At 60.7% G+C, this 19838-nt stretch carries 15 protein-coding genes; 6 read left to right on the top strand and 9 right to left on the bottom strand.

From position 1 onward, the window contains the following. Positions 1–23: 23 nt before the first annotated feature. On the bottom strand, positions 24–923 hold the full coding sequence (locus tag IB244_RS01060; RefSeq protein WP_192240174.1) for a LysR family transcriptional regulator: 900 nt from the start codon (positions 921–923) through the stop codon (positions 24–26). A 90-nt stretch (positions 924–1013) separates the two neighbouring features. On the opposite strand from IB244_RS01060, the gene IB244_RS01065 reads away from it, so the two are divergent. Both IB244_RS01065 and IB244_RS01070 read left to right on the top strand, forming a co-directional pair. After that, positions 1014–1718: a haloacid dehalogenase type II gene (locus IB244_RS01065; RefSeq protein ID WP_192302842.1), complete on the top strand. Its 705-nt coding sequence runs from the start codon at positions 1014–1016 to the stop codon at positions 1716–1718. A 28-nt stretch (positions 1719–1746) separates the two neighbouring features. Further along, positions 1747–2538 carry an aldolase gene (locus IB244_RS01070; protein WP_192302844.1) on the top strand — a complete coding sequence of 264 codons (792 nt, stop codon included), beginning with the start codon at positions 1747–1749 and terminating at the stop codon, positions 2536–2538. 158 nt (positions 2539–2696) lie between these two features. Here the strand turns inward: IB244_RS01070 and IB244_RS01075 are convergent, their stop codons facing one another. From IB244_RS01075 to IB244_RS01110, 8 genes are all read right to left on the bottom strand, one after another. Further along, entirely contained in the window at positions 2697–4826 is a 2130-nt protein-coding gene (locus IB244_RS01075) for a beta-galactosidase (protein WP_192302846.1), read from the bottom strand. A 106-nt stretch (positions 4827–4932) separates the two neighbouring features. Next, entirely contained in the window at positions 4933–5808 is an 876-nt protein-coding gene (locus IB244_RS01080; protein WP_192302848.1) for a 2-hydroxy-3-oxopropionate reductase, read from the bottom strand. Further along, complete coding sequence (otnI, locus tag IB244_RS01085; protein WP_192302850.1) at positions 5805–6605, bottom strand: 2-oxo-tetronate isomerase; 801 nt, start codon at positions 6603–6605, stop codon at positions 5805–5807. The genes IB244_RS01080 and otnI overlap by 4 nt, the downstream gene beginning before the upstream one ends. A gap of 10 nt (positions 6606–6615) precedes the next feature. Beyond that, on the bottom strand, positions 6616–8325 hold the full coding sequence (locus IB244_RS01090; RefSeq protein ID WP_192302852.1) for an ABC transporter ATP-binding protein: 1710 nt from the start codon (positions 8323–8325) through the stop codon (positions 6616–6618). A gap of 10 nt (positions 8326–8335) precedes the next feature. After that, positions 8336–9526 (bottom strand): ABC transporter permease, encoded by a 1191-nt coding sequence (locus IB244_RS01095; protein WP_192302854.1) that lies wholly within the window; start codon positions 9524–9526, stop codon positions 8336–8338. A 10-nt stretch (positions 9527–9536) separates the two neighbouring features. Further along, positions 9537–10523 (bottom strand): ABC transporter permease, encoded by a 987-nt coding sequence (locus tag IB244_RS01100; RefSeq protein WP_018855635.1) that lies wholly within the window; start codon positions 10521–10523, stop codon positions 9537–9539. Positions 10524–10625: 102 nt separating this feature from the next. Next, the gene (locus IB244_RS01105) at positions 10626–12734 is read right to left on the bottom strand and encodes an alpha-amylase family protein (protein ID WP_192302856.1); all 2109 of its coding nucleotides are present in this window, start codon (positions 12732–12734) and stop codon (positions 10626–10628) included. A gap of 94 nt (positions 12735–12828) precedes the next feature. Beyond that, complete coding sequence (locus IB244_RS01110) at positions 12829–14754, bottom strand: ABC transporter substrate-binding protein (RefSeq protein ID WP_192302858.1); 1926 nt, start codon at positions 14752–14754, stop codon at positions 12829–12831. A gap of 182 nt (positions 14755–14936) precedes the next feature. On the opposite strand from IB244_RS01110, the gene IB244_RS01115 reads away from it, so the two are divergent. From IB244_RS01115 to IB244_RS01130, 4 genes are all read left to right on the top strand, one after another. After that, positions 14937–15953 (top strand): LacI family DNA-binding transcriptional regulator, encoded by a 1017-nt coding sequence (locus tag IB244_RS01115; protein ID WP_192302860.1) that lies wholly within the window; start codon positions 14937–14939, stop codon positions 15951–15953. Positions 15954–16520: 567 nt separating this feature from the next. Continuing rightward, on the top strand, positions 16521–17876 hold the full coding sequence (locus IB244_RS01120; RefSeq protein WP_192302862.1) for an LLM class flavin-dependent oxidoreductase: 1356 nt from the start codon (positions 16521–16523) through the stop codon (positions 17874–17876). Positions 17877–17887: 11 nt separating this feature from the next. Continuing rightward, on the top strand, positions 17888–18718 hold the full coding sequence (locus tag IB244_RS01125) for an ABC transporter ATP-binding protein (protein ID WP_192302864.1): 831 nt from the start codon (positions 17888–17890) through the stop codon (positions 18716–18718). Positions 18719–18741: 23 nt separating this feature from the next. Then, entirely contained in the window at positions 18742–19818 is a 1077-nt protein-coding gene (locus tag IB244_RS01130; RefSeq protein ID WP_192302866.1) for an ABC transporter substrate-binding protein, read from the top strand. Positions 19819–19838 lie beyond the last annotated feature (20 nt).

The raw sequence follows: 19838 nt of genomic DNA on the forward strand, positions 1-19838 counted from the left end.
TGCTCACAGCAATCAGGCCGAAATCAGTTCACGCGGGCGATCGGCGTTTTGGAGCTTCGCCTCAGCGCGGTCAGATTCGCTATCAGAAAATCGGCCGTCTCCTTGACCGCCGGTTCCAGCTTCCTTGTGGCCGCGATTAGCGCAAGTTCGGACGCAGGTTCCTCCGCAAAACCGTCAGCACCGTTCAACGGCTGATGCTCGGGCAGTATCGCATCGACCGGAAGCAAGCTGATGCCGAGGCCGGATGCAACGGCCGCCTGAACTCCCATCAGGCCTTGGCTCGAATAGGCGATACGCCAACGTCGTCCGCTTTCCTCAATTGCCCGGATGGCCCTTTCGCGATAGATGCACCCGGGTGGGAACACCGCAAGCGGAATCGGATCGGTCCCGCCGGAAAGGGTTCGGCTACCCACCCAACTTAGCGGTTCCTCCCACTTGGCGATACAGCTACCATCGCCCGGCTCGCGCTTGATAAGGGCTAGATCGAGCTCTCCCGCTTGAAGAAGCCTTCGCAACTCGAAGCTCCAGCCGCTGATCGTATCGAGCCTCGTATGTGAAGTGGTCCGCGCAAAGCCGGAGAGCAGGTCAATCATCCGCCGCCCGGCAAAGTCTTCCGGAACGCCGAGCCGCACGGTCTTCGGAACCGGGACCGAGCGGCCCAGAGCTTCGTCTGCCTCCGCCAAGATCGACAGTATCCGCCGGGCGTAGCTCATCAGCAGTTCACCCTCCTCCGTCGTTCGCACACGGCCCGAGGCGCGGTCGCGGATGAGAAGCGTGCGTCCAAGATTGGTCTCGAGCTTCTTGACCTGCTGGCTGATCGTTGATTGCGTGAGGTGAACGCGCTCAGCCGCCCGTGTAAACCCGCCTGTCTCGACGACGGCGGCAAAAGTGCGCAGAAGGTCGAGGTCGAAACCGAAGCTCATTTGAGTTTCCAATAATAAATATGGTGACATTTAATTTCCAAATGATCGCGTCCGATGTCAATCCTGCTTGGAAACAACCAGGAGACCGAGATGACACTTTCAGGACCGCACCCGAAATGGCTGACCTTCGATTGCTATGGCACCCTCATCCAGTGGGACGAAGGGTTGCTTGCGGCAATGGACAGGATTCTCGCGGGAAATAAGCAATCTATCGACCGGGATGCCTTCATTGCCGTGTACGACCGGCACGAGCATCGGCTCGAGGCGGAGCGTCCACACCGTTCGTTCCAGGATGTAAGCGCGGCCGCACTTGCGCTCGCGATGAAGGAATTCTCCCTCGAGGTATCGCCCGGCGACGCGGATCTTCTCACCTCATCCATCAGCCGCATGCCGCCTTTTCCGGAGGTGGTTGAGACATTGGCCAGACTGAAGGCGGCGGGGTTCAAACTTGCCATTATCTCCAATACGGACGATGCGATCATAGCCGGAAATGTCGCGCAACTCGGCGGTTGGGTCGATCGGGTGATCACGGCGGAGCAGGCCGGAGCCTACAAGCCGACAAGACAGATATTCCAATATGCGTGGCAAGAGCTCGGCGTCGAAAAGCAACAACTGGTTCATGTTTGTGCGAGCCCTCATCTCGATCTCGCTGCGGCGAGGGAGCTTGGCTTCAAAACGGTCTGGGTCGACCGCGGAACCGGCCGCAAGCCGCTTGCCGACTACGCGCCAGACGCAATTATTGCCCGACTTGACGAGCTTCCCGACTTGCTTTCCGCCGCAGGCTGGATGGAATAGGGCCAATTGTTTTTAGGGAGATTTTGTCATGGCCCATGAACTCAAGCGCGGACAGTCGGCGCCGGCAATACTGCGAAACACCGACCTCGACACGCAGGAGGTATGGCAGGCGCGTGTGGATTTGGCCGCCTGTCTGAGGGCAGCCGCACGGCATGGCCTCGAAGAGGGGATATGCAATCATTTCTCCGCTCTTGTGCCGGGACATGCCGACCTCTTTCTTGTCAACCGGCTCGGCTGGGCCTTCGAGGAGGCAACGGCCTCCAGTCTCCTGATTTGCGATTTCGAAGGCAATGTGCTGTCCGGCGACGGTGAACCGGAGGCGACGGCCTTCTTTATTCATGCCCGCCTGCACAAGATGGCGCCGCGCATTGGCGCGGCATTTCACACCCATATGCCGAATGCGACGGCGCTCAGCATGATCGAGGGGGAACCGCTTGTCTGGGCCGGACAGACCGCGTTGAAGTTCTATGGACGCACCGCGGTTGACACGGACTATCACGGTCTTGCGCTCGATGAGCGGGAAGGCGATCGTCTGGCAACCGTTCTTGCCGACAAGGATATTCTCTTCATGAAAAACCATGGCGTCATGGTCTGCGCGCCTAACATCGCGGAGGCCTGGGACGATCTCTATTATCTCGAGCGGGCGGCGGAGGCTCAGTTGAAGGCCATGAGCACAGGACGACCCTTACTGCCGGTGAAGCCGGAAATTGCCGCTGCCACTGCAAAGCAGATGCGGGAAGGCGACCCAGAAAGCGCCCGCCTGCACCTGGAAAGCCTCAAGCGCAGACTTGATGTGACGGCGCCAGACTATAGGTCGTAGAGAAGGACGGCGATCGCGCCGATGTTCGATAGGGCACCGGCGCGTCCTTCCGATCAGCGAAAAGACGCGGGGGCAAGATCGTCATGGGCCGATATACAACAGGCCCACCGTGCGACTTCCTCGAACTGCTGGCCGACCTGCGGCAGCCAAAGACCCGGCTACCATTGCGAAACGGACTTCGGACGGAGAGGGAGGATCAACACGTCGCGAGCCGACACCTCGATATTGCCGCCACCATGGATATGGTCGACCGGCCAGACAGGTCCGGCGAAGTCGGGCTGGCCCAGGCCTTCGGCGAGCTTCACTTTCGTTGACTGAGATGTCCGTGTTGGATTGACCAGCCAGAGGAAGCTGCCTTTCTCACCCTCGTGTACTCTGGCAAAAAGATTGCTGTTATCAAGTGTCACGTGCTTCGCGCGGCCGCTCCAGGCCAGCAGGGCGGCGAAGAATGCGCCGTTCTTCTTTCCGTCGGTACGGTAATAGGCGACCGAGGGATTGGTACCAATCAACAGCGTGCGGCCCTTGCCGTATGTGTTCTCGACGATGGCAAGGCGGCCGTCCGTGAAATGGCCGCGGCCGGTCCCATCGGTCAGGCGGTAGGATTGCAGGAGACCGCCGCCGTCAACCGCAAGGCCGTCCATGTCGAAATGGATGCGGTCCCCGATATCGGGCATGAACTCGACTGTTTCCTCATGCACACCAAAGACCGCGTCGAGGCCAAGGTTCGGTTGCAAGGTGCCCACACGACCGCGATCGCCAAAATAACCGGGACACGCCTCGGCGATCAGCGTACCGCCTTTTTCCACCCAGGCTCTCAGTTGCTCCGCCTGTTTCGCGGTGAACATGATGGGGTAGGGGAAATAGAGGAAATCATAGGCGTCGATATCGTCGATGTGTACCCAGTCCGGCTGGAGTCCGCTGTCGAGGAAGGCGCGATAGGCGCCCCACATGGCCTCCGGATAGGGCTTTTCCTTGCGGTCGTAATTCAGCAGATAATCCCATTCCTGGGTCTCGCGCACGACGAGGATGCCGATCTCGCCGCGTATAGGCTTGGCTTCCCAGAGAGCGGCCCGCGCCGGGTCGTTCGCCCATTTTGCCATGGCGCTTTGCATCTCCGACCGGGACGTGCGCGAACCATCCATGCCATAGGCGCCGAAGGCGCCGAAGAGCGGACCGTCGAGCAGTGGGCGCCAACGCAGGTTGAGCACGCCGCGCGCGCCTCCGGCAAGCGACGTCATGCTCCAGATGCGGATATCCTCGGGCTCGGCAACGCGGCCGTCCTCCTTGTCGCGGCCGATCACCTGGGGCTGCAGCCAGAGCGGCCCGCCCTGACGCTCGGCGTGCCAGAAGGGCTTGCCGCGGGCCGCGGCCCGATTGATGTCAACACCGTACCAGGTCTTCCAGGGCTCAGTACCCTTGCGGGCCTGAATCCAGGTGAAGCCGTAGACCTCGACCTTGGAGGCGGCAAGCCAGTCGTCGCAGCCGTTCGACGCCATGTTGGGGATCGAGCCGGAGATGCCGTGTGCGGCGATGACGTTCTTTTGATCGACGGCGCGGATGGTGTCGATGCGCCACTGCATCTGGTCGTAGAAATTGTCGCGCTTGAACTGCAGCCAGTCGATGCATTCGGGGTAAGGCGCCATATGAGCCGGCGGCTCGATATCCGCCCAATCGGCATAGCTGTAGCGATTCCACGCCTTCGCCAGCACTTTCAGGCTGCCATATCTCTTCTCCAGCCAGATGCGGAAGGCAGCCTTGGCGTAGGAACTGTAATCGACATCGGCGGAATAGTTGCACTCGTTCCAGACATCGTAGCCGTAGATCGCTGGATGATCCTTGTAGCGGGAGGCAAGCGCCGTCAGGAATTTGCCGGCCGCTTCCTTTACCTCCGGGCAGTTGAGCGTTAAGGCGCCCGCGCCGCCGCCATTGTTGGAAAAGCCGCCGGTGGCCGCCGAGACGCCCATGTAGGATCCAAGTTTCGTGCCGTCGGCATTGACCTGAAGCGCATCGGCATATTTGCGCACCGCCCAGTCGGGCACGGCATGGATCAGTTCGGCAATGACCGTCTTGATGCCGTTCTTTGCGGCAAGGTCCATCTGGCGATCGTATTCCTCCCAGTCGTAGATGCCGGGTGCGGTTTCGATCGCGCTCCACATGAACCAGTGGCGGAAGATATTGAGGCCGTCTTCACGGGCCGTCGTGTAGTCGCGCTCCCAATCTTCGGGGGGCGGGTTGGACTTGCGGAAATAGACCGCGCCATAAGGGAACTGGATATCGTTTCTGAGCATTGTCCTGTCCTTTTCAATCAAGTCCGGACATGCCTTCGGCGTCCGAAGACCTGCTCCGGTCGGGGCAAACGACGATGATGTCCGGGGTTAGTTTTGAGCGGTTCCTTTAGCGCGGACCTCCGGCAAGAAGATCCAGCGTTCGGATGAGGGCGGAATGGTCACGCTCGCCGTCGCCATTGGCAATCGCGGCGTTCATCAGCTGCTGCGTTGCAGCGGTGTTCGGCAGCGAGAGGTCAAGGGCGCGGGCAGCGTCGACGGCCAGTGTCATGTCCTTGCGGTGCAGACGGATGCGGAACCCCGGCTCGAAGGCTTCCGTGACCATGCGTTCGCCATGTACCTCGAGGATACGCGAGGAAGCAAAGCCGCCCATCAGAGCAGAGCGAACCTTGGCCGGATCGGCACCGGCGGACCGGGCAAAGAGAAGGGCTTCAGCAACCGCCTCGATTGTCAGTCCAACGATGATCTGGTTGGCGACCTTGGCCGTCTGGCCATCGCCGACACCACCGATCAGTGTGATATTCTTGCCCATCTTCTCGAACAGCGGTCGAGCGCGCTCGAAGACATGCTGCTGACCGCCGACCATGATCGTCAGGGAGGCGGCCTTGGCGCCGACTTCGCCGCCGGAAACGGGCGCGTCGAGATAGTCGCAGCCGAGTGCCTCGATGCGACGGGCAAAAGCCTTGGTGGCCACCGGCGAGATCGAGCTCATGTCGATGACGAGTTTGCCCTCGGTCAGGCCGGATGCCACGCCGTCCGGACCGAAAAGCACCGCCTCAACATCGGGTGTATCCGGCAGCATGAGGATGACGATGTCGGAGGCTTCCGCCACCGCCTTTGCGCTGGCTGCGGACTTGCCACCCCTGGCGACGAGCTGCTGGGAGTTTTCCTTCACTCGGCTCAGATGCAGAGTATGGCCGGCATCGATCAGGTGCTCCGCCATCGGGCGGCCCATGACACCCAGTCCGATAAATCCGATATTCATATCATCTCCACTTCGGCTGGCTCGAGATAGGGTTTCATCCAGCCGAGGCCTTCGCTGGTGCCGGCCTTCGGCTTGTATTCGCAGCCGACCCAGCCGTCGTAGCCAAGGCGGTCGAGTTCGGAGAAGATGAAACGGTAGTTGATCTCCCCGCTGCCCGGTTCATTGCGGCCGGGATTGTCGGCGATCTGGACATGCGCGATCCTGTCGCGCAGCCGCGTGAAGGTCGCGATCAGGTCACCCTGCATGATCTGCATGTGGTAGAAATCGTACTGGATGTAGAGATTACCGGAGCCGACCTTGTCGAGGATCCGTTCGGCATGTTCCGTCGTCGACAGGAAGAAGTCGGGAATGTCGCGCAAGTTGATCGGCTCGATCAGCAGCTTCACGCCGACATCAGCCGCGCGTGCAGCGGCATATTTCAGATTGTCGACCAGAACCCCCTCCAGCACTTGGGGATCGGCGCCCTTCGGCACGAGACCGGAGATGACGTTGACCTGCGGGCAGTCGAGGGCCTTGGCATAGTCGAGTGCGAGCGTGACGCCGTTGCGGAATTCGTCGATGCGATCAGGCAGGCAGGCAATGCCGCGCTCGCCGCCAGCCCAGTCGCCGGAGGGCACATTGAAGAGCGCCTGCTTCAGACCGCTTGCTTTCAGGGCGTCTGCGACCTTCTCCTTCGGCTCGGCGTAGGGACCGAGATATTCGAGCGCGCAGAAGCCGTCTTTTTCGGCGGCGGCAAAGCGGTCGAGGAAGGGAAGGTCCTGGTAGAGAAAGGAGAGATTGGCGGAGAATTTCGGCACTGGAAGGTCCTTATGCATTGGCAGGCGCAATGAAGCGATGCCGGTGCAGCATGCGCTTGTCGCGCGGGTCGGGATTGGGAACGGCGGAGATGAGGCTCTTGGTGTAGGCTTCCCGCGGTGCGGTGCAAATCTGCTCGGCTTCGCCGAGTTCCACGATCCTGCCACGATGCATGACGGCGACGCGGTCGCAGAAGTAGCGAACCACGGAAATGTCGTGCGAGATGAAGATGAAGCTGAGATTCAGGCGCTGGCGGATATCGAGCAGCAGATCGAGGATCTGGCTGCGGATGGAGACATCGAGTGCCGATGTCGCCTCGTCGGCGATGATGATGCGCGGATCGAGCGCCAGTGCGCGGGCAATGCCGATACGCTGCCGCTGACCGCCGGAGAACGCATGCGGATAACGCTCCATGCCCAATGGATCGAGACCGACGAGCCGCATGAGCTCGGCGACCCGTTGTTCCAGCGCCTTGCCCTTGGCGAGCCCGTTGACGATGAGGGGATCGCCGATCACCTCCTTTACCGTCATTCGCGGGTTGAGCGAGGCGAAGGGGTCCTGGAAGACCAGCCGTACCTCGCGATGGAACCCGCGCAGTTCCTTCTTGCCGAGCTTCGTGACCTCGACCTCCTCTCCGCCCTTGCCGCGGTAGATGACGCTGCCAGTGGTCGGTTCGACAGTGCGCAGGATGAGCCGGCCGAGCGTTGTCTTGCCGGAGCCGCTTTCGCCGACGATGCCGAGATTTTCGCCCGGATAGAGATCGAAATTGACGTCGTCGACGGCACGAAGCGTGTTGGCGCTGCCCTGCCAGCCGAAGGTCTTGCCGAGATTGCGCACCGAAAGGACCGGCTTCGGCGCCTCAGCCGACAGCGCGATTGCCGGCGACCTCCCTTCGACGTGATGGGTGAGCTTGACTGTCGAGGCGAGGAGCTGGCGCGTATAGGGATGTTCGGCCGCGTGGTAGATCGGGTCGACCGGACCGCGCTCGACGATCTTTCCGAAACGCATGACAGCGACCTCGTCGGCGACTTCGGCGACCACGCCCATGTCATGGGTGATAAGCAGCATCGCCATGCCACGCTCCACCTGCAGGCGCTTGATGAGATCGAGGATTTCAGCCTGGGTCGTGACGTCGAGCGCCGTCGTCGGCTCGTCGGCGATGAGGATATCGGGATTGCCGGCAAGTGCCATGGCGATCATGGCGCGCTGGCGCATGCCGCCCGAGAATTCAAACGTATAGCGATCGACCATCTTATCGGGATTCGGGATTTCGACCTGGCGCAGCAGTTCGACTGTACGGGCGCGCGCCGCCGCCTTGTCGAGGGTGCTGTGCAGGCGTACGGCTTCGACGATCTGCGAGCCGATGGTGTGGACCGGTGACAGGGAACTCATCGGCTCCTGGAAGATCAGGCCGATGCGTCGGCCGCGAATTGCCCGCATGGCGCTGCTGGCAGGTGAAAGCGTCGCGATATCGGTGATGGCGCTGCCATTGCGAAGCAGGATCCGGCCGCCGACAACCCGTCCGGGGCTGTCGACGATCTGCAGCAGCGAGCGGGCGGTGACACTCTTGCCGGAGCCGCTTTCACCAATGAGGCAAAGTGTCTGGCCCCGCTTGAGCTGGAAGCTCACATTTTCGACGGCGTGCAGGATATGGGTGCGCAGCCGAAAATCGATCGAGAGATTTTCGACGGACAGGACAACATCATCGGGAAGGTCGGTCATTGCTTCCTCCTCAATTGTCATAGGGGTCGGCGGCGTCGCGCAGGCCGTCGCCAAAGAAGTTGAACGAGAGCACCGCGACGACCACTGCCAGTGACGGCCAGATCAACAGCCAGGGTGCGGTGGCGACCGTGCGGATGTTTTGAGCGTCCTGCAGCAGCACGCCCCAGCTGACCACAGGCGGCTTCAGACCGATGCCAAGGAAGGAGAGAGATGTTTCCGCGACGATCATCGTCGGCACGGCGAGCGTCACGACGGCGAGAATATGGCTCGTCAGCGATGGCAGGATATGGCGGAAGATCAGCCGCGCTTCACTTGATCCGTCGAGCCTTGCCGCAGTCACGAAATCCTCGCTGCGCAGGGCCAGGAAACGCCCGCGCACTTCGCGGGCAAGGCTTGTCCAGCCGAGCAGCGAGACGATGATCGTGATGACGAAATAAACACTGACCGGCGACCATGTCAGCGGGATCGCCGCCGCGAGCCCAAGCCAGAGCGGAATGGTCGGCATGGCACTTACCACCTCGATGATGCGCTGGATCAGTGTATCGACCCAGCCACCGAAGAAGCCGGAGATCGAGCCAAGTACGACACCCAGGATCAGCGACATGGCAACGCCGACAAGCCCGATGGACATGGAGACGCGGGTGCCGTAGATCAGCCGCGAGAGCACGTCGCGGCCGAGGCGGTCGGCGCCGAGGAGATACATTGGATCGTTCGGGTTGATCGGACCGATCAGGCGTCTGCTCATCGGGATGAGGCCCCAGAGCTTGTAGGCCGGGCCTTTGACGAAGAAGCCGATCGGCACGACCTTCGTATCGTCGACGACGAAGGTGCGCCTGAGCGCCACCTTGTCGATCTCGACCTTGTAGCCCTTCACATGAATGTTGAACTCGGAGCTGCCGTCGGGCCTGGTCACGAAGAAACTCAGGCCCTGCGGCGGCGCATAGGTAAATTGCGGCTTGGAGGTCGAAGGCAGCCCGGGGGCCAGGAATTCTGCGAAGAGGCCGACGAGATAAAGCAGGAGAATGATAACGCCGGCGACCATCGCCACCTTCTGGCGGATCAGCTTGCCGGCGATCAACCGCCAGGGACCGACTGCGGCGGTCGAGACCGTCTTGCCCTGCTTCAGTGGGCTGATCGACGGACCATCGGCAACGATATGAAGAGGGCCGGTATGGGTTCCGAACGTTTCGTGCGTGCTCATCGGCCTCTCCTCAATCGAACCGGATGCGCGGATCGAGCAGCGCAAGCAGCAGATCCGACAAAAGCATGCCGACGAGGGTCAGCGCGGAGAGCAGGAGAATGAAGCTGCCGGCGAGGTACATGTCCTGCGCGACCAGCGCCCGGAAAAGCAGGGGGCCGGAGGTCGGCAGGTTGAGAACGATAGCCGTGATCGTCACGCCCGAGACAAGATGCGGCAGCACCCAACCGATCGCCGACACGAAGGGGTTGAGCGCGATGCGAACGGGATATTTGAGGATGACCTTGTATTCCGGCAGGCCCTTGGCGCGGGCGGTAATGACGTAAGGCTTGTGCAGTTCGTCTGTCAGGTTGGCGCGCAGGATGCGAATCATCGCCGCCGTTCCGGATGCGCCGATGATGATGATCGGAATCCAGAGATGGGTGAGAAAATCGCCGATCTTGGCGAGGTTCCAGGGTGCCTCTGCATATTCGGGCGAGACCAGCCCGCCAACACTCAGGCCAAGATACTTGTAGGCAATATACATCAGCGTCAGCGCCAGGATGAAGTTTGGCACGGCAAGGCCGATGAAGCCGAAAAAAGTGAAGACGTGATCACCGATGGAATGGCGGCGCACGGCGGAATAGATTCCGATCGGCAGTGATACGATCCAGACGAAGAGGAGGCTCAGCAGCGAGATGACCAGCGTTGAGCCCATGCGCGCCCAGATCAGGCCCGAGACGGGCTGGTTCCATTCAAAGGACCAGCCGAAGTCGCCGCGGCTGACAATTCCCCACATCCATTTCAGGTACTGGACGTAGAAGGGGTCGTCGAAGCCGTAGATCTGTTTCAACCGTTCGATCTGCGCCGGATCGACGGCCTGGCCGCTGTCACTCATCGTCGCGATCATCGAGGTGAGATAGTCACCCGGCGGTAGCTGGATGATCAGAAACGAGATCAGCGACATGCCGAACAGGGTCGGTATCATGTACAGCACGCGCCTGAAGATATAGCCAAGCATCGGAATGTATCTCCTCCCGTTGAGAGCGCCCCTGCGCCTTCGTCGGATATTCATCCGCTCTCGGCCGGCAGCGGCCGAAAGCGCTCCTCTGCGCACTGCACCTCATTTCCAGGAGAGGTGCAGCACCTCCAGCCGCTCGATTCCCGGCACCTCCACCTGTGCACGGCCATCCTTGACGCTGACGTTTGCGGCACGGTCGGCAACGACGAGCCAGGCGCGCGCCACTGACTTGCCGGCAGGAATTTTCACCGAAACGGTCTGCGCCGCCAGAGGGTAATTTTCGCGGATCGGTCCCTTCATCATCATCGGATTGGTGAGGTTGAAGAGGCTGAGCGCGATGCCGTCGGAATTTTCACGAAGGGCCAGATCAACGACACCAGGACCCATGACAGTGACGCGCGGCGTCTTGCCGAGTGCCCAGTGGACGGCATTGGCGATCAGCCGGGCATGGTCAACGGCAAAGACCTCCCAGAAGATTTCGCCGATGTTCCAGGGAATATAGACTGCGCGGCCACCCGTGCCTGTCTCGCGCGCAATGACCGCGGCACCCTCCGGCGCCTTGCGCGGATAGACTTCTTCCATCGGCAGATCCGGGAAGTCGGGCACGTAGAGGAACGGGGTCTTGGAGCCGTTCGTGGCCTCGACGTGGAGAAGCCGTGTACCGCCCATGATGCGTTCGGCGCCTTCGTAGCCTTCGTTGATCGGATGATCACCGGCGAGAGCCACATAAGTGTTCTTGACGATGCCACGCGGTCCGGAGACGAATTTGGCGCCGAACAACTCGGAGAGACCGAATTCCTGGCGCTGCCTGCCGGTTTCGTCGCGCAGCGAGGTCTCGTAGGAAGCGATCACGCTGCCGCCGCGTTCGGCATAGGCGCGGATCGCAGCGTTCTGCTCGTCCGACAGGCAGGAGGCGTTGGCGAGGATAATGAGCTTGAAACGGTCGAGATTTTCCTTCGTCAGAACCTGGTCCGAGAGAAGCTCGAAGGGCAGGCGGGCCTCGACCAGGGCATGGTAGAAGCCGAGATCGTGCTTTTCGGCGTTGGGCCGCTCCTCCGGTGCCCAGTGGCGCAACGTCGTGGAGGGGTCGATGACGGCGATTTCGGCGGCGGGCTTCATGCTTTCGAGCACCGGCTCGACTGCCGCCTGCAGGGCGAAGGCGTCGGCGACAGGCTCGACCCAGCGCTCGTCCGGGACCACCCCGTTGAACTTGGTGAACCAGGCATAGAGGCCATGCGCTGTGCCGTCATTGATCCAGAGCTGCATCTCCTCGCCGGACGTGACGGCATCCTTCCAGCGATATTCCTCCTCCGGACCGATCGAGGTGATGAGGACGACAGGACGATCCGGAAAGGTGGCGCGGATGCGCTTGCCGTTGCGTCCGGCCGACCAGCCGAGTTCCAGGCCCTTGCGGCCCTGGTGGTCAACAACGAGGAAGGGGCAATGGCGGGCAATGACCGACAGGTCGAATTCCATCAGCGAAGCACCGCCCATGTTCGGAATGAAGCTCGCATGCGGGCGGATCGCCTTTACCGCATCGTCCCATTGGGCGATCATGTCGGTGAGGACCCGGCGGCGCCACTGTACCCAGGCCTGCCAAGCCGGATCTTCCGCATCCGATTTTTTTGGCAGGTCATGGCCGAACATGTCCTTGAAGCGGCGGGCACTGTCTTCGCTATAGTCGACGCCATGCCCCTGCCAGCGATTGGCAAAGACCGCATCAATATCGTATTTGCGGACGATCTCCTTGACGACCTCGGGCATGAAGACGGTATTGTAGTCGCCATAGGCATTGGTCACCCAGACATCGGGATAGGCCCAATGGCGGCGCGGCGTCCCGTCGGCATTTATCATCACCCATTCCGGATGGGCCCTGGCGGCATCGTCATGGATTGCGTGTGGGTCGACACGAGCCATGACATGCATGTCGAGCTTGCGGGCCGCATCGACGAGCGCGCCGAAGATATCCTTGTCGCCGAGATATTTGCTGACATAGTGATAGGGCACTTCGCTCGGATAGTAGGCGATGTAGCCGCCGGCGCTAAGGCAGACTGCATTGGATCTCGTGCGCTTGAAGACGTCGACCCAGAAGGCGGGGTCGTACTTCTCCGGGTCGTCCTCGACGAAGGTCAGCTGGGTCCAGCGGGTCGCGTCCTTGAACCAGTCCGGTGTCCGGAGCGTTCCGGTGTTTTGTCTTCTGGCGTCGAGCATCGGTTCATCCAATCGTTTGGCAAAAAGTCAACGAGCGATCTGCCGCCGGCCCAGGTCGGCCGGCGTCGGATACATGTCTGATCCTGAACGACCGTCAGGCCTTGTAGAATTGCTCCGGCATGGTGGGAGCGGGTGTGGGCCAACCGAAGGAATTCGGCATGGTCCGCGTGATATTCTTCATGTTGTTTTTGACGATGCCGTAGCCGTCCGGGGGCTGCGAAATACCGAAGACGTAGAAGTTGTCGGCAGCACCCTGCAGGATCTTCTTCATGACTTCCTGCTGACCTGCGGGGTCGGCGGTCGCCTTCAGCTTGTCGTAAAGCTCGAGCAGCTTCCTGGTCTCTTCCGGCGGTTCTTCCGCATTTTCATTGTTTCGGTCGAGATACCAGAGCTGCCAGGCCGGGGCATACATCGCGTTTGAATCCGTCGGCACGTAGTAGCGCGGGTCGAGCATTGCGGCCACACCGCCATTGGCGCCGAATTGGTGGGCCGTGGCATCGAAATCGCGGCCCTGGCGGACGCGTGTTTCCCAAAGCGACCGGTCCATCGTGCGCATCTGCGCATCAATACCGACTGTCTGGAACATCGGGATGACCAACTGGAAGAGATCGAGGAAGATCGCACGAGCCTGGTCGATCTCGAAGATGATCGTCAGGCGCCGACCCTGGTCGTCCAACCTGAAGTTCTGGTCATCGCGCTTCGGTATGATCTGGTCGAGCATGGCATTCGCCTTGTCGACATCATACGAGGTGAACTGCGTGGCGAGCTGCTCGTTATAGAGCGGATCTCCCTGCTTGATCGAGGGCTGGGCCGGCGCACCCTGGCCGACGAGGACGGCATCGATCAGCGTCTGGCGATCAAGCGCCGTCGAAAGAGCCGCGCGGAAGTCCTTGTTCCGGAAAAGCTTCCGTTTGGTCGCGTCGTTATGGTTCAGGTTGAAGATGAAGTTCATCACGTTGGCCTCTGTCGAGGAAAGCGTGTAGAAGTCGTAGCCGCCCTGCTCACGGGCATCGTAAAGCACCGATTTATTATTCGGCGTCGCGATGTACTGGTCCATCAGGTCAATCTCGCCTTGCATGGCCTTGAGAAGCAATACCTGCGGATCCGCCACCATCTGGTAGACGATCCGGTCCATATAGGGCAATTGATTGCCCGCGGTATCGACCTTCCAATAGAAGGGGTTGCGTTCAGCAATGACGCGTTCGGTATTTTCGCCGGGCGCGGTTGTGAACATCCAGGCGTTGAGGCAGGGCTTCTTCGAGGAATTGAGGAAGAATGCGTTGTCATCCTGAAACCCGGACGCCGCCTGGAAGGCTGCGATCCAGCTTTCGAAACCGCGTTGCTTGGCGAGTTCGTCGGCCTTCGGATTGTAGTCAATATGGAACTGTTCGAGATAGTGTTTCGGACAGCGGGTCGTGTGGTCGTTGTTGGCCCAGGCCACCTGGAGCGGAAACATACCGTTAGGTTTTTCGAAGATCACCTTGAAGGTCTGTTCGTCGACCACTTCAAGCTTGGCCGGCTTGCCGGCTGTCTTCCAGTGGCCCTGGCTGGTAACGGCGACGCGCTTGTCCGTCAGGACTGTATCATACCAGAACTTGACGTCGGCCGTCGTATAGGGCTGGCCATCCGACCACTTCATGCCCTTGCGAAGGCGAATCGTATAGACCTTGGATTCGGCATCGCCATCGAAGGCTTCCGCGACGTTGAGGGTGACGCCTGACCAATCCGGCGTATAACGAAGCAGCGGCTCATAGGCCTGATAGCGGAAGAGCATGGAGAGCGATCCGCCGCCGACCAGTGCCATATTCCAGTCGCCGCCGTATTTTCCGACACTTTCTACCGGTTTGACGACGAGCGGGTTTGCCGGCAGCCGATCCGTGACCGGTGGCAGCGCGCCGCTCGAAACCTTTTCCTTGAGGACGTCCGCTTCCGTGTAGCCGGTCGCAAGCGCCGGCAGTGCAGGCAAAATCAGAACGGCCGAGGTCCCGGCCAGAAACGCACGACGTTTCAGCTTGATCATGGATATCTCCTCCAAAGATCCGCGCCCCTTTATTGTTGTTCTGCTCCCAGGCTTGGATGACGGGAAGATTACACTTGGATACTGTTAGGTAAAGCGTTATGTTTCGTTATCGATGAAGTTTGCTTTTTCAGCTGAGGCAGTGTAGGCGAAGCGAAGATGGAACGACAACGCAGAGGTGCGGAGTGGGGAGCAGGGGACGAGTAACGTTGCAGACGATCGCGCGGGAGGTAGGCCTCTCGAAATATGCGGTCTCGCGTTCACTGGCGGGCAAGAGCGGCGTCAGCGAGGAAACGCGCGAGCGCATTCGCGAGATGGCCGTACGTCTTGGCTATGCCAAACCGGCGGCCCAGGCGGGTTCCAACGATATCGCCGTTGTTTTTCACGATCTCGATCCAGTCAACAGCGAGCTCTACATGCAGGTCCAGAATGGAATGCAGGGCGAAGCCCAAAGGCTCGGCATGGGTTTGCGCGTGCACTGGACGCATAGCGCTCGTCAGTTGGAAGATCTGGCCCTTGCCTGCGCCGGGCTGCTTCTCGTCGGCCCCCATGATCGCGAGGCGATTGCGGCTGCCACGGCGACCGGCATTCCGATCGTCCGGTTCGGCTGGATCGACCCGTTGGAGCAGGCCGATCAGATCACTGGCACGGACCATGAGGCAGGCCAGGCGGTCATTCAGTATCTGATCAATCTCGGCCATCGCTCGATTGCCTACGTGTCCGGTGCGCCCGGATACAGGGGACGCCGTGAGCGCTTCTATGGCGCTCGCGAGATCGCCGAAAGTCATCCCGATGTCGCGCTTCATGTGATGCAGTTCGACGAACAGGGGGCCTTCGCCGATGCTTTTCGCGCGCTGAAGGAGAGCGGCGTGCGGCCGACGGCGTTTTTCTGTGCCCATGACGGTCTTGCCCTGACCGTTGTCTCCGAATTGCTCGGTCAGGGTTATCGCATTCCCGACGACGTCTCTGTCGTCGGTTTCGGTGACTTTTCCCCGGCAACACAAATCTCGCCGCCGCTAACCACCGTGCGAATGGAGGGTCAGGAGTGCGGGGCGGTCGGCCTGCGCCTCCTGCTTGAGCGCATCGAGACGCCGCGGCGACCAGGCGACCCCGCTCGCCGCATCAATATCGCCTCGCGCATTATCGAGCGCCGCTCGGCCGGTCCCTGCAAGGACATGCGCATTTCGGAAGATACTGCTTAGTCGTCACGCTAAACGACCGGCTTCCAAGCCATCGCATTTGCACCTCAGGTGCAAAAATGGATGCTGGTCCGGATCTGTCCAGGGGCAGGGACGCCACCTCCTACACATGGCTGATGGTTCATGGACGAACCTGCCGAGCACGGAAATAGCCCCGCTCCCTGTCGCAAAAAAGCGCGCGTCACCGATATTGGCGACGGGATAGAGCAGTTGAAGGCTGTCAATGAAGCTGCGGCCGGCCTCGCGGCCGTCGGTCAACTCGAAGGCCGCCGAGAGCGCCGCAATGGCCCAGGCGCAGGTACTTCTGCGTCCGATCGCCGCTTGCTGGCTTTTCGGTCCAGAAATATCTGATTGATTTTACGCAGAGAAATTCTTTTCGAAGGCGACAATTGCGCCAGCGGCGCTATCGACGCAATATCTTTCCGACCGGTGCGACGGCAGAACATCGTCATTCAAAAGGCGCCATTGCCCGCGGCAAAAATCTCGCATCGACACAGGAAATAGAATACTATTTCTATAGATATTAATTGTTGCTGCTAGCCTATCGTCTCCCTCACCAAGGAGACACACATGAGTGCCGCGCGACCACAGCTCAAACTTGGCGCCTTCCTCTATCCGACGGGCCATCACGTGGCTGCGTGGCGGCACCCGGAGGCGCAGGCGGACGCCGGTTCCAATATTGCTCACTATATCGAGCTTGCGCAGCTGGCTGAAGCGGCGAAATTCGATCTCATTTTCATGGCTGACGGCGTTGGAACGCGCGGGACGGACATAGAGGCATTGAGCAGGACAGCTGTCCGCTATGTGGCGCAGTTCGAGCCGATTACCTTGCTGTCGGCTCTGGCGGCGGTGACCAAGCACATCGGATTCGTCGCCACAGCTTCCACCTCATACAACGAGCCCTACCATATCGCGCGAAAATTCGCCTCGCTCGATCACATCAGCGGCGGCCGAGCGGGCTGGAACCTGGTCACTTCGTCCAGCGAGCACGAAGCGCATAATTTTGGTCGTGATGAGCATTATGCACATGCGGAGCGATACGAGCGGGCCGAAGAGTTTGCCGATGTCGTGCGCGGACTGTGGGACACCTGGGAGGAAGACGCATTCCTGCGCGACAAGGAAAGCGGCATCTACTTCGATCCGGACAAGCAGCATATCCTCAATCACAAGGGCAAATTCTTCAAGGTTCGCGGGCCACTGAACGTCGCCCGTGCGCCTCAGGGTCAGCCAGTGCTCGTACAGGCAGGCTCGTCGGAACCGGGCAAGGAGCTTGCCGCGCGTACCGCAGAGGTTGTCTTCACCGCGCATCAGACAATCGAGGATGCTCGCGGCTTCTATAAGGATCTCAAGAACCGACTTGCCAAATACGGACGCGGGCCGGAAGAGTTGAAGGTCATGCCGGGGATCTTCCCGGTCGTCGGCCGGACACAGGCAGAGGCTGAGGCGAAATTCCAGGAAATTCAGGATCTCATACATCCGGTGGTCGGCCTGTCGATGTTGAACGGCATGACCGGTGGCGTTGATCTCTCGAAATATCCTCTCGACGGTCCCATCCCGGACCTCCCGGACACGAACGCAAGCAAGAGCCGGCAAAAGTTGCTTCTTGATCTTGCCAGGCGCGAAAACCTGACGATCCGCGAGCTCTATCTGAGGATCGCAGGCGCGCGTGGCCATTGGCAGGTCGTCGGCACGCCGAGCAGGATCGCGGATGAGATGGAGCACTGGTTCACGACCGGGGCGGCAGACGGCTTCAATGTTATGCCGCCGCATCTGCCCGTCGGGCTAAGGGACTTCGTGGAGCTCGTGTTGCCGGAACTGCGGCGCCGCGGATTGTTCCGCACCGAATACCAGGGCAGGACGTTGCGCGAAAATCTTGGCCTTAGCACGCCCCGGCACCCGGCGCGCGTTCAGGCCGCGGCAGAGTAGGGGTGATCGACATGAACCGCCCCCATCTCACAGCCGAGCACATAACCCGGCAGTTCCAGATCGACGGGGAGCCGCTGATCGCGCTCGACGACATCAATCTAGATATTCCCCAGGGCGAGTTTATCACTGTTGTCGGTGCCAGCGGCTGCGGAAAGTCGACGCTGTTGCGTCTCCTTGCAGGCCTGGATATCGCGACATCCGGCACCATCCGCCATGCGGACGAGCAAGTCGTCGAACCCAGCCTTCATCGGGGCATCGTCTTCCAGGAACCGCGCCTCTTCCCCTGGCTGACGGTCGAGAAAAACGTCTCTCTTGGCCTTCTGAACAGCAAGCTGACCAAGGCGCGAAAGGCAGAGCTTGTGCGCGAACATCTGGAGCTTGTCGGGCTTTCCCGTTTTGCCAATGTCTACCCGCATCAATTGTCCGGGGGAATGGCGCAGCGTGCCGGCATTGCCCGTGGCCTGGTCAGCCGGCCGAACGTCCTTCTGCTCGACGAGCCTTTCGGGGCACTCGACGCCATCACCAAGGCACGCCTGCAGGACGAGCTGCAGGAGATCTGGGCGAAGGAAAACATCACGATGGTTTTGGTGACGCATGACGTGGAAGAGGCGGTCTATCTCGGGGATCGCGTCGTCGTCATGTCGCCGCGTCCTGGCCGAATCCGCGAAGTGGTTCCGGTCAAGCTGGCGCGCCCACGCCGGCGTACATCCAGCGATATTGCAAACGTGCGCGATCGGGTCCTGAAGAGCCTTCATGCGACCGGCGAAAGCACGCAGCCCAAGGGGTTGAAATCAGCCGATGACGGCAGCCACGTCGAACGTGCAGTCGCACTCGCCAGATAAGCTTCAAAAAACGGAGAGAAACTATGAAACGCGCCTTTCTGCCACGCGTGGTCGCCGGCCTCGCACTGATGCTCGCGACCGCCCCGGCCACGGTCCACGCCGAGGAACCGCTGGTCATTCATGTCGGCTATGCCGCGATTGGCGTCGACAATCGTCCTTACGCGGAAGGCACGTCTGCCGCGACCGCCCGGGCGGGCGAATTTCTGGAGAAGGAATTTGCCAAGGATCCGGACATCAAGATTGAATGGACCTTCTTCAAGGGCGCAGGCCCTGCCGTCAACGAAGGCTTTGCGAATGATCAGCTCGACTTCGCCTACCAGGGTGATCTTCCCTCGTTGATCGGCCGTGCCAACGGGCTGAAGACCAGGTATCTCCTGGCAAGCGGAGCGAGAAAGCCGCTCTATCTCGCCGTCGCCAAAGATAGCGGCATTAAATCTATCGCGGATCTGAAGGGCCGCAAGATAGCCCTCCAGCGCGGCACGAACGGTCATCTGGCTGCCATCAAGGTGCTGGAGGCTAATGGGTTGACGGAGCGCGACGTTCAGGTCGTCAATCTCGACAGCGCAGGCACGGTTGCTGCTTTGACCAGCAAGGACATCGACGCCGCATTCGGCGATACGCAGCTGATCAACCTCGCCACCAAGGGTGCAGCCGATATCATCTATACCACCAAGGGGGACGATCCGCGCTTCGGCCGCAATGCCGGCGTCATCGGCCGCCAGGCGTTCATCGATGCCCATCCCGACATAACCCAGCGGGTCGTCGATGCTTTCGTCAAGGCGGCGCAATGGTCGTCGGACGAGCCGAACCGCACCGCACTTCTCGAGCTGTGGCACAAGTCGGGAACGCCAGTTCCAATTCTGGAGGAGTACTTCAAGGGTGACACGCTCGCCTACCGCAACTCGCCGCTGATCGATGACCTGCTAGTGTCGCAATACAAGGAGCAGGCGGCGAAGAGCAAGGAATTCGGCCTCATCCGCCGTGATGTCGATCTTGAGGGCTGGTTCGAGCCTCGCTACCTCAAAAGCGCCATTGAACGGTTCAACCTGCAGCACTTCTGGCAAGCCTATGGCGCTGACGGCAAGCCGGTCGCCTCGTAAGCAGAGCATTGGAGCAGCAG

Source organism: Rhizobium sp. RHZ02 (assembly GCF_014851575.1).
Classification (GTDB): domain Bacteria; phylum Pseudomonadota; class Alphaproteobacteria; order Rhizobiales; family Rhizobiaceae; genus Rhizobium; species Rhizobium altiplani.

What these genes read in the sequence shown, in the direction of transcription:
- IB244_RS01060 (WP_192240174.1), bottom strand. Translation starts at nt 923, where the DNA reads ATGAGCTTCGGTTTCGACCTCGACCTTCTGCGCACTTTTGCCGCCGTC.
- IB244_RS01065 (WP_192302842.1), top strand. Translation starts at nt 1,014, where the DNA reads ATGACACTTTCAGGACCGCACCCGAAATGGCTGACCTTCGATTGCTAT.
- IB244_RS01070 (WP_192302844.1), top strand. Translation starts at nt 1,747, where the DNA reads ATGGCCCATGAACTCAAGCGCGGACAGTCGGCGCCGGCAATACTGCGA.
- IB244_RS01075 (WP_192302846.1), bottom strand. Translation starts at nt 4,826, where the DNA reads ATGCTCAGAAACGATATCCAGTTCCCTTATGGCGCGGTCTATTTCCGC.
- IB244_RS01080 (WP_192302848.1), bottom strand. Translation starts at nt 5,808, where the DNA reads ATGAATATCGGATTTATCGGACTGGGTGTCATGGGCCGCCCGATGGCG.
- IB244_RS01090 (WP_192302852.1), bottom strand. Translation starts at nt 8,325, where the DNA reads ATGACCGACCTTCCCGATGATGTTGTCCTGTCCGTCGAAAATCTCTCG.
- IB244_RS01095 (WP_192302854.1), bottom strand. Translation starts at nt 9,526, where the DNA reads ATGAGCACGCACGAAACGTTCGGAACCCATACCGGCCCTCTTCATATC.
- IB244_RS01100 (WP_018855635.1), bottom strand. Translation starts at nt 10,523, where the DNA reads ATGCTTGGCTATATCTTCAGGCGCGTGCTGTACATGATACCGACCCTG.
- IB244_RS01105 (WP_192302856.1), bottom strand. Translation starts at nt 12,734, where the DNA reads ATGCTCGACGCCAGAAGACAAAACACCGGAACGCTCCGGACACCGGAC.
- IB244_RS01110 (WP_192302858.1), bottom strand. Translation starts at nt 14,754, where the DNA reads ATGATCAAGCTGAAACGTCGTGCGTTTCTGGCCGGGACCTCGGCCGTT.
- IB244_RS01120 (WP_192302862.1), top strand. Translation starts at nt 16,521, where the DNA reads ATGAGTGCCGCGCGACCACAGCTCAAACTTGGCGCCTTCCTCTATCCG.
- IB244_RS01125 (WP_192302864.1), top strand. Translation starts at nt 17,888, where the DNA reads ATGAACCGCCCCCATCTCACAGCCGAGCACATAACCCGGCAGTTCCAG.
- IB244_RS01130 (WP_192302866.1), top strand. Translation starts at nt 18,742, where the DNA reads ATGAAACGCGCCTTTCTGCCACGCGTGGTCGCCGGCCTCGCACTGATG.